12 protein-coding genes are annotated in these 12,708 nt (G+C 38.5%); 4 read left to right on the top strand and 8 right to left on the bottom strand.

The window, feature by feature from the left end; all coding sequences use genetic code 11:
- Positions 1 to 106: 106 nt before the first annotated feature.
- On the top strand, positions 107 to 2,080 hold the full coding sequence (locus tag U0R11_RS02005) for a protein-disulfide reductase DsbD family protein (RefSeq protein ID WP_406749558.1): 1,974 nt from the start codon (positions 107 to 109) through the stop codon (positions 2,078 to 2,080).
- Positions 2,080 to 2,532, top strand: a complete 453-nt coding sequence (locus U0R11_RS02000; RefSeq protein ID WP_406749557.1) for a hypothetical protein — start codon at positions 2,080 to 2,082, stop codon at positions 2,530 to 2,532. The genes U0R11_RS02005 and U0R11_RS02000 overlap by 1 nt, the downstream gene beginning before the upstream one ends.
- 56 nt (positions 2,533 to 2,588) lie before the next feature.
- Here the strand turns inward: U0R11_RS02000 and U0R11_RS01995 are convergent, their stop codons facing one another.
- Complete coding sequence (locus U0R11_RS01995) at positions 2,589 to 2,822, bottom strand: hypothetical protein (RefSeq protein ID WP_109322027.1); 234 nt, start codon at positions 2,820 to 2,822, stop codon at positions 2,589 to 2,591.
- 74 nt (positions 2,823 to 2,896) lie between these two features.
- Positions 2,897 to 4,624 (bottom strand): M3 family oligoendopeptidase, encoded by a 1,728-nt coding sequence (locus U0R11_RS01990; protein WP_406749556.1) that lies wholly within the window; start codon positions 4,622 to 4,624, stop codon positions 2,897 to 2,899.
- 216 nt (positions 4,625 to 4,840) lie between these two features.
- Between U0R11_RS01990 and U0R11_RS01985 the strand changes: the two genes are divergently transcribed.
- Positions 4,841 to 5,656 carry an aldo/keto reductase gene (locus tag U0R11_RS01985; RefSeq protein WP_406749555.1) on the top strand — a complete coding sequence of 272 codons (816 nt, stop codon included), beginning with the start codon at positions 4,841 to 4,843 and terminating at the stop codon, positions 5,654 to 5,656.
- Between the two features lie 85 nt (positions 5,657 to 5,741).
- Here U0R11_RS01985 and U0R11_RS01980 read toward each other — a convergent pair whose 3' ends face one another.
- From U0R11_RS01980 to U0R11_RS01970, 3 genes are all read right to left on the bottom strand, one after another.
- On the bottom strand, positions 5,742 to 6,800 hold the full coding sequence (locus tag U0R11_RS01980; RefSeq protein ID WP_406749554.1) for a 2Fe-2S iron-sulfur cluster-binding protein: 1,059 nt from the start codon (positions 6,798 to 6,800) through the stop codon (positions 5,742 to 5,744).
- Positions 6,801 to 6,804: 4 nt separating this feature from the next.
- Positions 6,805 to 8,274, bottom strand: a complete 1,470-nt coding sequence (locus U0R11_RS01975) for a glycoside hydrolase family 10 protein (RefSeq protein ID WP_406749553.1) — start codon at positions 8,272 to 8,274, stop codon at positions 6,805 to 6,807.
- A gap of 78 nt (positions 8,275 to 8,352) precedes the next feature.
- Positions 8,353 to 9,051, bottom strand: coding sequence for a response regulator transcription factor (locus tag U0R11_RS01970; RefSeq protein ID WP_166374968.1), 699 nt, complete (start codon positions 9,049 to 9,051; stop codon positions 8,353 to 8,355).
- A 106-nt stretch (positions 9,052 to 9,157) separates the two neighbouring features.
- Here U0R11_RS01970 and U0R11_RS01965 point away from each other — a divergent pair, with 106 nt between their 5' ends.
- On the top strand, positions 9,158 to 10,252 hold the full coding sequence (locus U0R11_RS01965) for an AI-2E family transporter (protein ID WP_406749552.1): 1,095 nt from the start codon (positions 9,158 to 9,160) through the stop codon (positions 10,250 to 10,252).
- Here the strand turns inward: U0R11_RS01965 and U0R11_RS01960 are convergent.
- The 3 genes from U0R11_RS01960 to U0R11_RS01950 are packed head-to-tail and all read right to left on the bottom strand — an operon-like array spanning position 10,238 to position 12,693.
- Entirely contained in the window at positions 10,238 to 10,981 is a 744-nt protein-coding gene (locus U0R11_RS01960; RefSeq protein WP_166374966.1) for a LytR/AlgR family response regulator transcription factor, read from the bottom strand. The genes U0R11_RS01965 and U0R11_RS01960 overlap by 15 nt on opposite strands.
- Positions 10,982 to 11,011: 30 nt before the next feature.
- Positions 11,012 to 12,049: a sensor histidine kinase gene (locus tag U0R11_RS01955; RefSeq protein WP_406749551.1), complete on the bottom strand. Its 1,038-nt coding sequence runs from the start codon at positions 12,047 to 12,049 to the stop codon at positions 11,012 to 11,014.
- Between the two features lie 2 nt (positions 12,050 to 12,051).
- Positions 12,052 to 12,693, bottom strand: a complete 642-nt coding sequence (locus tag U0R11_RS01950) for a histidine phosphatase family protein (RefSeq protein ID WP_166374964.1) — start codon at positions 12,691 to 12,693, stop codon at positions 12,052 to 12,054.
- Between the last annotated feature and the right edge of the window lie 15 nt (positions 12,694 to 12,708).

Below are 12,708 nucleotides of genomic sequence, written 5' to 3'. Positions count from 1 at the left end.
TAGATTTGTCATAGATATCCACTAAATTGTTTAATTTTATAAATTATTTCAATCACACGAACTAGTTATATGCCAAACAACGTTTGGTTATGAAAATATTGAACTCATGAAATACAAATTACTCATCTTAAGCTTGTTTCTATTTTTGGTTAGCCCGGTGCTTGCACAAAAGTTGGTGCCTGCTAAATGGTCTTGGACATTGGAACCAGCTAAGCCCTCGGTAGGTCAAGAGGCTGAAATAGTATTTCAAGTAAAAATTGAAAAAGGGTGGTATTTGTATTCTTCAGATTTTGATAAGGATTTAGGGCCAGTTGTTACTACAGTGACCATCAAAAATCCGGTGGGATTTGAGCTTTTAGGTGGTTTAAAGGCGATTAATCCTCATTCCAAATTCGACAAAGAGATTTGGAATGGAACATACACCTATTTCACTGAAAAGGGGGAGTTTAGACAAAAAATTAAAATAACCGCTGAAAATTGGAAGATTGAAGGGCTTTATGACTCTCAAGCATGTTCCAATGAAAGTGGTCTTTGTGTGCCTGTCAAAGGCCCCTTTGTGATTGCAAGTTCTGCCGCGGCCTCGGATGTAATCACAGACGAAGCAAAAAAAAAAAACCCTGAACTAAGTATTGAAGCCACGGCAAGCCCTGTTGCTCCTTCAGAATCCTTGTGGCAATTTTTTTGGATTGCTATGGGTGCAGGTCTTTTGGCTTTATTAACGCCCTGCGTTTATCCCTTGATTCCCATGACGGTGAGTTTTTTCACCAAGCAGAAAGGAGGTAAAGGTTTAGCCTTTTTATATGGGTCCTTCATCGTTTTGATTTATGTGTTTTTTGGGACTTTATTAGCCTTTTTTGCGGGTGCTAGCTTTGCCAATTTCCTAAGTACCCACTGGATCCCCAACCTGTTGTTTTTTGGTATTTTTATCTTTTTTGGAATCTCCTTTTTAGGTGCTTTCGAAATCGTTTTGCCATCTGGAATGGTTAATTCTGTGGATGCTAAGTCGGATAAAGGCGGCATTATTGGCGTGTTTTTTATGGCCTTCACTTTAGTCTTAGTTTCATTTTCATGTACAGGACCTTTAGCAGGAAGTATTTTGATTGCTGCGTCACAAGGGGCCTTTGTGAAGCCTATTATTGGGATGTTGGGCTTTTCTCTAGCCTTCGCTATCCCTTTTACTTTATTTGCCATTTTCCCAGGATTCATGCAGAAATTACCCAAGTCGGGCAATTGGATGAATGAGGTTAAGGTGGTTTTAGGTTTCTTAGAAATAGCTTTAGCCTTTAAGTTTTTAAGTGTAGCGGATCAGGTGTATCACTGGCATTTATTAGATAGAGAGATTTTCTTAGCTATTTGGATTGCTATTTTTGGTGCTTTGACCTTGTATTTATTTGGTAAGATTTCTCTACCACATGATGGGCCTAGTGGGAAACTGTCAATCCCGAGAACCTTATTTGCTACGGCTATCTTGGCCTTTGTGGTGTACTTGATTCCAGGCATGTTTGGCGCACCATTGAAAGGCTTGTCGGGCTGGTTACCACCATTGAGTAGTCAAGATTTTAAAGGAAATTCAGGAGAAGTTACGGTTAAACCCGGTTCTACAGGAGTCGTTAAATATGGTGATTTTTTAGAGTTGCCATTGGGACTAACAGGCTTTTTTGATTATCAAGAAGCTAAAGCTTATGCTGTACAAGTAGGAAAACCTTTGTTCATTGATTTTACAGGTCACGGATGTGTTAACTGTCGGAAAATGGAGGAATATGTCTGGTCTGACCCCAAAGTCTTAAAACGCTTGCAAGAAGAATACGTGATTGTAGCTTTGTATTGCGATGATAAAACGGAGTTGCCATCTGATCAATGGTATGTTTCCAAAGTAGACGGACAAGAGAAAAAAACGCTGGGAGACCAAAATTTAGATTTTCAAATTAGTCGATTTAATTCCAATGCACAGCCTCATTATGTCCTATTGGATCCCCGTAAAGAGGGTGAGCCTATGGTGACTCCTGTAGCTTTTGATGCCAATGTTGATCATTTTGTGGAGTTTTTGGATAAAGGTGTGCGTCAATATAAAATGAATTAATGATGGATTGGTCTTTTTATTCGGCTGTAATGGCCGCCACTGCTATTAAGTTCATAGCTGGGCCCATTACGGGTTTTAGTTTGGGTCTAAGTTGGATGGAAACAATACTTTTCACCTGGTTAGGCATGATGATTACAGTCAGTTTCATGATTAGCCTTGGTCAATGGTTGGTCAAGTATATTGCTACATGGCGAAATCAAAAACCCTTGGTATTCAGTAAACGTGCTCGATTAGCTGTTAAGATTTGGACAAAATTTGGTATCAAAGGGATTGCAGCCTGCACACCCTTGTTTTTAACACCCATTGGAGGAAGTTTACTGGCCTTATCTTTTAAAGTGCCATTACCCCGAATTTTGTTTTTTATGGCCATCTCGGCCCTTTTGTGGGCTGGGATCTATACGGCCTTGATCTACCAGCTAGATTTTATTCGGGATTATTTCATGGATAAATAAAAAAAGCCCCCGAAATGCGGAGGCCAAAATAAAGAAGAACAGGGAGTAAAACTCTCCTATTTTTTTGCACTGTATAATTTAGCACGAAGCTCGTTGGCTTTAACTTCCAATTCTGGTTTTGCGGTATAAGTTTGCTTGGTTTGTGCTGCTGCACTGTCTGGATGAACACCGTATACATAAGTATCGCCTTGACGAACATCTTTTTGTTTAATTCGATTGTTTTTTTGGTAATCGCATGAGCTAGCTAGAGCTACAACAAGAAGGGCAGGCAATAAACTTTTCAATTTCATATAGTTGTGTAATAAATCCGAATGCAAAAATAAGTCCAAAATTGGTACAAAAAAAATTTCTTTAAATATGCAGCTTAGCTTTCTTCTAAATTTTTAATTTTTTCAGCTAAAAAGTTCATTAATTCAGCAATGTAGGCTTTACTAAAATTAAATTCAATACCTGCGGCTGCATAAATCGTTTTCATAGGTTCGGTATAACCTAACTCTAATGCTTGTAAGTATTGCTCTAAAGCTTGTTTGGGTTGGCGGCAATAATTTCTCCAAACAGCTAAAGCGCCTAATTGAGCTATGGCATATTCAATGTAGTAAAATGGTACTTCAAATAAATGCAATTGCTTTTGCCAAATATTGGTTTTAACCTCCTGCAAATCCGACCAATCAGTGATATTATCGGAAAAACGTGCTATGATTTCTAACCATTTTGCATCTCGTTCAGCTTGACTATGAGCTGGGTTTTCATAAATCCAGTGTTGAAAAGCATCAATTGTGGCTACCCAAGGTAGGGTTTCTAAAATATCTTCTAGGTGCTTAATTTTGGCTCTTTTAGCTTCTTCTGGATTTGGGAAATAAATATCCCAATGATCAATGGTAAGTAGTTCCATGCTCATTGAGGCCAATTCGGCCACTTCTGAAGGAACATTTCTAAAAGCATTTAAAGCTAAATCTTTGGTTACAATGGAATGTACGGCATGCCCGCCTTCGTGCAATAAGGTAACCATATCACGAACTTGTCCCGCAGCATTCATGAAGATAAATGGGAAGCCACTTTCTTCTAAAGGATAATTATATCCACCAGGGTTTTTACCTTTTCGAGAATCCAAATCAAAGCGATTTAGCTTCACCATTTCTTTCAGGCAATTACCTAAGAATGGGTCTAATTCATCAAAAACTTGGATGGTTTTTGTTAATAAGTCATCGGCAGTACTGAATGGTACCAAAGGTTTTCTTCCCCAAGGGTCCACAGCTTTATCCCAAGGCTTTAAGGCATCTACTTGAAGAACCTCCTTTCTTTTGGTAGCTTGTTGGTTGACCATGGGTACTACCGTTTGAGCTACGGCTTCATGAAACTCAAAACAATCGGCAGCGGTATAGTCAAAGCGGCCCAAGCTGGCGAAAGAATAATCTCTAAAATTATCAAATCCAGCGTTTTGAGCCACTTGATGTCTTCTCTCAATTAATTTGTTGAAAAGCTCATTTAATTCCTGCTTAATACTCAATCGTTTATTTGCTACAAGTAAATAAACCTCTTGTCTTTTATTTCGCTCGGTTGACTCCAAATAGGCATTGGCCTGCTGAAGCGTTTTTTCTTGGCCATCTATTTCCACCATCAATCCGCCAGTTAATGCGCCATATTCGGTGGATAAATTGGATAGCTCCGTATAAAGTGGAATATTTTCTTCGCGAAATATTTCAATCGCCTTTTTCATCCCACGAAGCATGATACCATAACCATGTGACGGTAATTGATCGGCATAGCCAGACTCAACGACTTTTTTGTTCCAAGCATCTTCGTAAATAGATGCATTGGGCATAATGTCATTCACAAACTGTTGGTAACTTTTTTGAAGTTCCTCATGTTGATTGTCGCAAGACATTTTGATATATCGCCAGGCAAAGTTTTCAGATAAATAACTTTCTAATTCGGATCGACTGATGCAAAATTGTTGTAATTCTGCCAGGTTTTGAATGCTCAAGGAGCTTAGTTTTTCAAAAAAAGGTAACACACTTTCCCAAGTGCTCAGTTGAAAATCAGAAGGAAGGAAATTTCTTTTAGGCGCAGCTATGCTGATTGTTTTACTCATGCGATTAATTTTTCACAAAAATACGTAAGGTATTTGGCTTTTGCAGATGAAAAAATAGGTTTATTGATAAGAAGAAATCAAATGCTTGATAAATAGCATAATATGTTGATTTGATTTTTTCTTTAGATTTGTCAACAGATTTGTCAACTTTTTAAAAGTTGACAAATCTAGGAGATAAGCAAGAAAAATCTAGAAGATTACCAAGAAAATACGATCATGAGCATACCCTTTGTAACATTGAACAATGGCATTTCAATGCCGCAATTAGGCCTAGGTTTATATGCGCCCAAGCAACAAAACGAAGTGAAACAATCGGTATTGGATGCCTTGGATTTAGGTATTCGGTTGATTGACTCAGCAGCGATTTATGGCAATGAACAGGAAGTAGGACAGGGAATAGTAGCATCAGGTGTGACCAGAAAGGATTTGTTTGTCACCAGTAAAGTGTGGATGGATGACATGGGTTTTGATTCTACATTACGCGCATTTGATAAAACGTTGAATGATTTGGGTGTAGAATATCTAGATCTTTATTTAATTCATTGGCCCAAAGACACAGCTAGGAAAGAAACTTGGAAAGCCTTGGAATCGCTGTATGAACAGAAATTATGTCGTTCCATTGGCGTATCAAACTATTACAAAAAACACCTAGAAGAATTATTTCTGTATGCCAATACTTGTCCTGCCGTTAATCAGTTTGAATTAAGTCCATTTTGTTTTATGCCTGAGGAATTGGCATTTAATCAGGAACATGATATTCAAGTAGAAGGCTATGCTCCCTTAGTTCGAGGTTGGAAAAAAGACGATTTGGTTTTGAATGAAATAGCGACTCATTATGGAAAAAGCACGTATCAATTACTCGTTCGGTGGAACATCGAGTTAGGTGCTATAACCATTCCTAAATCTGTCAAACGTGCTAGAATTCAAGAGAATATGGATGTGTTTGACTTTCATATTTCAACAGATGATTTGAAACAGTTGAGCCAACTTTTCGACAATACCCGAGTAGCTTGGGATCCAAGAGATTTTTAGTCGAATTTTAAACCTTGACAGCGTTTCAAACGCTGTCAAGGTTAACGAATAAACGATTTTTTTATTGAATCAAGAAATTGATATACTAATCTAAATCAATCACGACACCGCTAGATAAAGGGTGTGCTACGCAGGTAAGCACATATCCTTTTTTGATTTCATTGTCGGTCAATCCGTCTTCCTCATCCATCATCACTTTTCCACTTTTGCAAAGGCCCATACAAGCGGTACACATACCCGCCTGACAAGAATAGGGCATATCCACATCGGCAGATAAGGCAGCTTCTAAAATAGTCTCATTGGGTTTTACCGTGATTTGGTGTTCTTTACCTTCGTAAATAATGGTGATTTCCTGTTCTTTTAAACTACCATCATCTTCCGTTACATCTTCCGCCTGTGGATTGCTATGAAATAATTCTCGGTGAATATGTAATACTGGAACATCAAACATCCATAAAGCTTCCTGAATTTCATCCATCATGCCTGAAGGACCACATAGGTAATAATGCGCAGAAGGGATATTTAAACCAAATTCTTGTTTCAAATAATATACTGTAGAAGCTTTATTGATCCTTCCTTTTAACCCAGGCCAATTGGCCGCAGGTTTGCTGATGACATGTAATACATGAAATCTACCTGAATAAGCCTGCTCCAATTCATCCAATACTTTCTTGAAAATAATTTGATCTTCATGTCTAGAACCATAAATTAAATACACCTTCGACTGTGGCTCTCCTTTAAGTATGGTTTTAATCATGGAAATCAAAGGCGTAATACCCGACCCTGCTCCCATGAAAACATAAGTTTTGCTAGCATTTGCCTCTGGTTCTATGTAAAAGTTGCCCATGGGCTCTATCACCTCTAAACTATCTCCTACCTTGATTTGATCACACAAAAAATTAGAAACAGCTCCCCCCCCAATGCGCTTCACCGTAATCGCAGGAGAATGATCAATCAAGGGCGAGGAAGATAAAGAATAACTACGACGTACTTTTTTTCCATCAATTTCAGGAATAACCGTTAAAAACTGTCCTGAATGATAGCTTAATGCCTCATGGATCGGATGCCAAAAATGTATCGTTTTGGTATCATTTGTTTCTTCCGTAATTTCTTTAACAGATAAATGCAAGAATTTCATATTCATCAATTTATTCTACTACATTGGGCACTATCCATTGAATAGTCCCCGGAACAGATTCATTATGTAATCGGTCCAAAGCTGTTACAACAAATCCTGTACCCGGTTTGATCCATTTTGAATCAATTATTATTTGTTTGTCAGAACCTTTATAAATCATGTTTTCAGCTTTGTCCAAAGGCTCAATTTCATCTTTTTGAATTCGATAAACCAAGTAATAGCGAGGAGGGTCATTGTCTAAACTAGGTTCCCCTTCTTTCCAACGTAAAATCCACTGGTCTTTTTGCTTTGTTAAACTCACTTGGTGGGGTGCCGTGGGGGCAATGCTATCTAACCATAACATTGGTGGAACCAAAGCAATATGCTCAAAGTGCTTCGTACGTAAACTATCCCTCCAGCCTTTGGTATTTTGACTAACCTGACGGGAACTGAAATAGATGGCTCCTTGAACTTTAGGTAAACCTCGGGATATGCTCAATTGTTTAGCCAACTCACTCGGCGCCCATAAATCACTCAAATGGTAAGCCGCATGTCCGATATAAATTGGCCGATCAAAACTATGATCGTTCCACCAAGTGGCTAAGGCTTTATAAGGTGCTACCTTGTGGGTCGTTCCCCAATATAATTGTGGGGCCAAATAATCTACCCAACCTTTTCTAATCCACAATTCTGTATCGGCAAATAAATCATCGTATGATTGTAAACCTGCGCGAGTAGGAGATCCGTCTTCTTGATCAATACTCTGATGCCTCCAAATACCAAAAGGACTAATACCAAACTTTACCTTAGGCTTGGTCGACTTCACTGTTTCGGCAATTTCCTGAATGAGCATATTGACATTTCTTCTTCTCCAATCTGCCAAGCTTTCCTCTGGGAATTTATATTGTTGGTAGGTTTTTTCATCAGGAATACTAGCTCCTTTAACAGGGTAGGGATAAAAGTAATCATCAAAATGTATGCCATCAACATCGTAATTTTTGACTAAATTTTTGACCAATTCGGCTATATAATGGCGAACTTGAGGTATCCCAAAGTTTAAGATCAATTGACCATGGTAGGAAAATAACCATTCCGGATGGCGACGAGCCAAATGATCCGAACTTAAAATGGTTTTAGAAGACATGGTTGCCCGATTCAAATTTAACCAAGCATGGAATTCCATACCTCGTTCATGACTTTGTTCAATCATGAATTCCATGGGATCATAATATGGACTAGGTGCTTGGCCTTGAAAACCTGATAGATAAGCAGACCATGGTTCTGTACTTTTGGCATAAAGCGCATCGGCGGCACAGCGAACCTGTACAAAAATGGCATTCATGCCTGTTTGATGGTGTGAATCAATCAGGTCAATAAACTCCTCTCTTTGTTTAATACTATTGTAATTTCTGGCTGAAGGCCAATCGATATTTTGTACAGTAGCAACCCAAACTCCACGCAATTCCCGCTTAGGGCTTTGTGCCGCCAAGGAATGGATCAAAAAAAATAGTGCTAGAATTATATTAGAACCCCTCATTGAGGGCGCAATTTACCTATAAATGATGGAATTGTGCTAGAATTAATTCTTTTCAATCGAAAATAAATAACCAACACCTTTTAATGTTTTGATGTAATATTCAGGAATTTTCTCCCTCAATTTACGGATATGTACGTCGATTGTTCTTTCCACCACATAGACATCAGAACCCCATACTTTCTCCAATAACTCATCTCGGTTAAAGACTTTGTTGGGGTTTTTGGCTAAGAAAGACAGTAATTCAAATTCTTTCTTAGGTAATACCAAAGCCTTTCCATCAAATGTAGCGGCATATTGCGTACGATTGATGTGTAAGCCACCAATATCGATAACATCTTGATTGTCTTCTATGGTTTCCCGCTTCAACATAGCTTTGATTCTACTCACCAAAGCTCTTGGCTTAATGGGTTTGATGATGTAATCATGGGCTCCAGCATCAAAGGCCGCCACTTCGGTATATTCTTCTCCGCGGGCTGTTAAAAATAAAATGAGGGCATCTTTTAATTCTGGCATGGATTTCATTCGACGAGCCGTCTCAATGCCATCCATGGTTGGCATCATTACATCCAAAATCACTAATTGTGGATTAAAGTCCTGAGCAATCGCAATGGCTTCTTTCCCATCAGATGCTTTGGCTAACAAAAATCCTTCTTTCGCTAAATTATATTCCAATAATTCTAAAATATCAGGATCATCATCTACCAAAAGAATTTTTGTCGAATTGGCTGTTGCCTGGCTCATAAGATGAAATTAGTGAAGTAACTTAAAACTTGCTGCAAATATAGAGAGGGCTATATTACCAAATTATTAATTTTTTTCGACTAAATTTAATCATTAGCTTTGGTTTATGGCGAAAGAATCTTCCTATATAGTCCGTTTAGCCTCTGTTTTAATTTCCATTTCCTTATTGGTTTTGGGATTATACCTTTTGCAGGATTTATTGATCCTCTTAGCTGCGGCTTTAATATTAGCGATGCTTTTGTTGCCTTTGGCCTCCTGGTTAGAACGCAAGGGGCTTCCTCGTTCTGTTTCCATTGCTATTTGCCTCATCATTACTGTTGCGGCATTAGCAGGAATATTGGCTATTTTGACGGTTCAAATGGTTGAATTTGCTTCAGATTGGCCTATTTTTATCAAAAAAGCGGAATCGTATATCTCTAGTTTACAGAGCTTTTTATCCAGAAATCTGAATATATCCAGGAAAAAACAAATGGTGGAAATTAGTAACCAGACCATTAACCTCTTGAAGAATTCTGGGGCTATTCTGACTACCACCTTTGGTACCATTATACATTCCATTACCACCATCATTCTGATTCCCATATTTGTTTTCTTTTTCTTGTATTACCGTACCTTTTTTGCTCAATTTTTAGAAATGGTTTTCCCTAAAACAGAATCTCATGTTTTGAAGGGGATCATGAGTAAAACAGGTCAAGTAGTACAAGGGTATTTGGTCGGTTTAATGGTGGTGATGCTCATTGTTTCCATTTTAAATACCATAGGTTTCTGGTGGATTGGGGTAGACTATCCTTATTTTTTTGGTATTCTCACAGGTTTATTATTGCTGATTCCTTATATCGGAATTTGGATGGGAGCTAGTGGTCCCATCGTTTTGAGTTTGATTGTATTGAGCCCATCGCACGCTTTTGCAGTGATTGCTTGGGTTGCGGCGGTACAGTTTATTGAAGCTAACTTTATAACCCCATTAGTGATCGGTTCCAAAGTAAGTGTTAATCCGATGGTAGCTATGCTAGCCTTATTGTTGGGGGAAATGCTCTGGGGAATTCCAGGTTTGATCTTGGCTTTGCCTTTGACAGCCATAGTCAAAGTGATCTTTGACTATGTGCCATCCTTACAGGCTTATGGTTATGTTTTAGGAGAAGTTCCTTCTCGAAAAAAGAAAGAAGAAAACGTAAAAGAAGAGAAACTAGAGGGAGAGTAATTCCTTGAAACGAATAGATTGCCTTCTCGAAATCTCGATTTTCTCTCCTTTTCCTTGCAATGTTACTTGCAAACCTCCAGAAAACCAGGGCTCAATTTTTTCAATAAAATTGAGATTGATGATGTGTTTTCTATTTGCTCGGAAAAAAACCTTAGGATCTAAGCGGTCTTCCAAGGCATTTAAGGATTTCAATACCAATGGTTTTTGATCATCAAAAAATAAGCGCACATAATTGCCCATGGATTCGCATAAACGAACTTTATCCAAGCGAACAAACCAGCACTTTTCTCCATCTTTTACAAATATTTGATCCTGTGCACTCAAATAATGTTGGGGAGAAATAGAAACTTGTTCAGGATGAGATTTGGTTTTATTGGCTAATTGTTTTTCTAATTTCTGAATACTTTCACTTAAGCGCGAAAGTTCAATGGGCTTTAATACGTAATCAAGTGCATTGACTTCAAAAGCCTTTAAGGCATATTCATCAAATGCCGTGGTGAAAATCACTTCAGGTAAATATCCATCCCATTCTTCTAGCCACTCAAAACCTGTTTTGCCAGGCATTTGGATATCCAAGAAAACTACGTCAGGGTGTAATTCTTCAATTAAGGCCCCAGCCTCATCGGTATTTGCCGCTTCTCCAATGACCTGGATATGTGGAAAATTTTCTAATAATCGTTTTAGTTCGTTTCTAGCTAAACGTTCATCGTCGATAATAATAGCGTTCATAATAGGGTTTATTTTGTAAAAACACAGGAATTAAGGCACAAGATAAGGGATTATTAATTCGGCAATCACTTGATTTTTGTCGAAAGGTTTAAGCCTTAGTTGAGCGGTCTCTCCAAACAATATCTTCAAACGTGCTATGGAATTTTTCATACCAACTCCCGTTTCACTTTCTTTGGTTTTAATGGTACCTGGGTTAATGACATAGGCATGCAACAAATTCCCTACCTTATGTGCCTGAATTTGGATGGTGCCCCCTTTGACCGAATGTGAGATTCCATGTTTGATGGCATTTTCTACCAAGGTCTGCAAAATCATGGGAGGTACTTCTGCTTTTAGATGTTCTTTCGGGATTTGAACCTCCCAGTACAAACGATCTTCGTAACGGATTTTTTCTAAGGATAAGTAATCGAGAATGGTTTCTATTTCCTCAGACAGTGGAATCGTTTTTTTTCTTTCGGTCAGTAAAGAACTCCGAAGCAATTTCGATAATTGATTAATCCCTTTTTTTGCTTTACTCGGATCTTCGGTAATTAATGCCCGAATACTATTCAAGGCATTGAACACAAAGTGGGGGTTCATTTGAGCGCGTAAAATCTTCCCTTCCGTTTCCTGAATGGTTCGCTCCAATTGATCGTTTTGCCTTTCAATTTCCAATTTCCTCTGAGAATATTGAAAGAAGAAAAAAATCAACTGCCAAATAGCCAAGGGTTTCATGAAATTGAACAGGTATTGCAAGATGATGAAGGTGTTTAATTTTACCTCATAATTTTCTTGCAGTAAGGCGAAGTCCAAGGGTAAATTAAAAGCCAACAAAATGGAAGCCATGACCAAGAGGGCTTGAAGATTTGTCCTCAATAATTTAAAAAGAGGATAATTTTGCCATTGGTATTTTTGAGTAATTTGTTTGTATTGGTGCGTCAATAAAACGGCCAATGAAATATTTCCCACAAATGCATAGAGCCATGCCCACCTCCAACCATATTGCATGGTGTACAATAAAGCCTCATTGAGCGTCCAGGCAAACCAGCCTGAAAATTGTAAAACCCAATAAAGCTTCCGTCTCTTCATAATTACATGGAATCAGGTAAGTGCTTCAGGTGTTCGGTCAAGGGTCCTTTCACCAGTTTAAATACACGGTCAGGGTAAGAGTATTGTAAATGGTATAAACAGAGATTGCTGTGGGCAAAATCATCCATTTTGTGTAGAGGTTGTTCAAACAAATGTGTTAATAAAACCCGCATAGCACGACCATGCATGGCAATTAAAATAGCCTGCTCTTGGGGACGTGAAAGGATTAAATCAACCACTGGCTTTTGTCTTTCCAAAACCTGCACAGGGCTCTCACCCTCTTCCGAAGGTACATCAATGTTACCTTCTCGCCAAGTTCTGGTTAAATTTTTATAGTAAAGGTCGTCATCCGTGTTGGGCGACTTCCCCTCCTTATTTCCCCAGGAGATTTCGTTCAATCCCGGGTGCTGTTCCCAAGCAATTCCCTTTTTAATAAATCCATCCACCGACTGGTGAGTACGGATCAATGCCGAAGTATATATTTTATCAAGGTACAAATCTTCATAATGATCAAAAAACGCCTGAGCCTGTTGACGTCCCAACTCATTCAAATGGGCATCTATGCCGCTTCCTTGCACCACCCCCATTCTGTTATAATCAGTTTCTCCGTGGCGAATCAGGTAAATGTCTTTAATAGGGTGCATAAAAAAGGCGAATTG

This window comes from Aquirufa salirivi, assembly GCF_045310485.1.
Lineage (GTDB): Bacteria > Bacteroidota > Bacteroidia > Cytophagales > Spirosomataceae > Aquirufa > Aquirufa salirivi.
The sequence above is the reverse complement of the archived record's forward strand: the minus strand, read 5'-3'. Positions and strand labels throughout refer to the sequence as shown.

Coding starts and splice junctions, on each gene's coding strand:
- U0R11_RS02005 (WP_406749558.1), top strand. CDS start 107: ATGAAATACAAATTACTCATCTTAAGCTTGTTTCTATTTTTGGTTAGC.
- U0R11_RS02000 (WP_406749557.1), top strand. CDS start 2,080: ATGATGGATTGGTCTTTTTATTCGGCTGTAATGGCCGCCACTGCTATT.
- U0R11_RS01995 (WP_109322027.1), bottom strand. CDS start 2,822: ATGAAATTGAAAAGTTTATTGCCTGCCCTTCTTGTTGTAGCTCTAGCT.
- U0R11_RS01990 (WP_406749556.1), bottom strand. CDS start 4,624: ATGAGTAAAACAATCAGCATAGCTGCGCCTAAAAGAAATTTCCTTCCT.
- U0R11_RS01985 (WP_406749555.1), top strand. CDS start 4,841: ATGAGCATACCCTTTGTAACATTGAACAATGGCATTTCAATGCCGCAA.
- U0R11_RS01980 (WP_406749554.1), bottom strand. CDS start 6,800: ATGAATATGAAATTCTTGCATTTATCTGTTAAAGAAATTACGGAAGAA.
- U0R11_RS01970 (WP_166374968.1), bottom strand. CDS start 9,051: ATGAGCCAGGCAACAGCCAATTCGACAAAAATTCTTTTGGTAGATGAT.
- U0R11_RS01965 (WP_406749552.1), top strand. CDS start 9,158: ATGGCGAAAGAATCTTCCTATATAGTCCGTTTAGCCTCTGTTTTAATT.
- U0R11_RS01960 (WP_166374966.1), bottom strand. CDS start 10,981: ATGAACGCTATTATTATCGACGATGAACGTTTAGCTAGAAACGAACTA.
- U0R11_RS01955 (WP_406749551.1), bottom strand. CDS start 12,049: ATGAAGAGACGGAAGCTTTATTGGGTTTTACAATTTTCAGGCTGGTTT.
- U0R11_RS01950 (WP_166374964.1), bottom strand. CDS start 12,693: ATGCACCCTATTAAAGACATTTACCTGATTCGCCACGGAGAAACTGAT.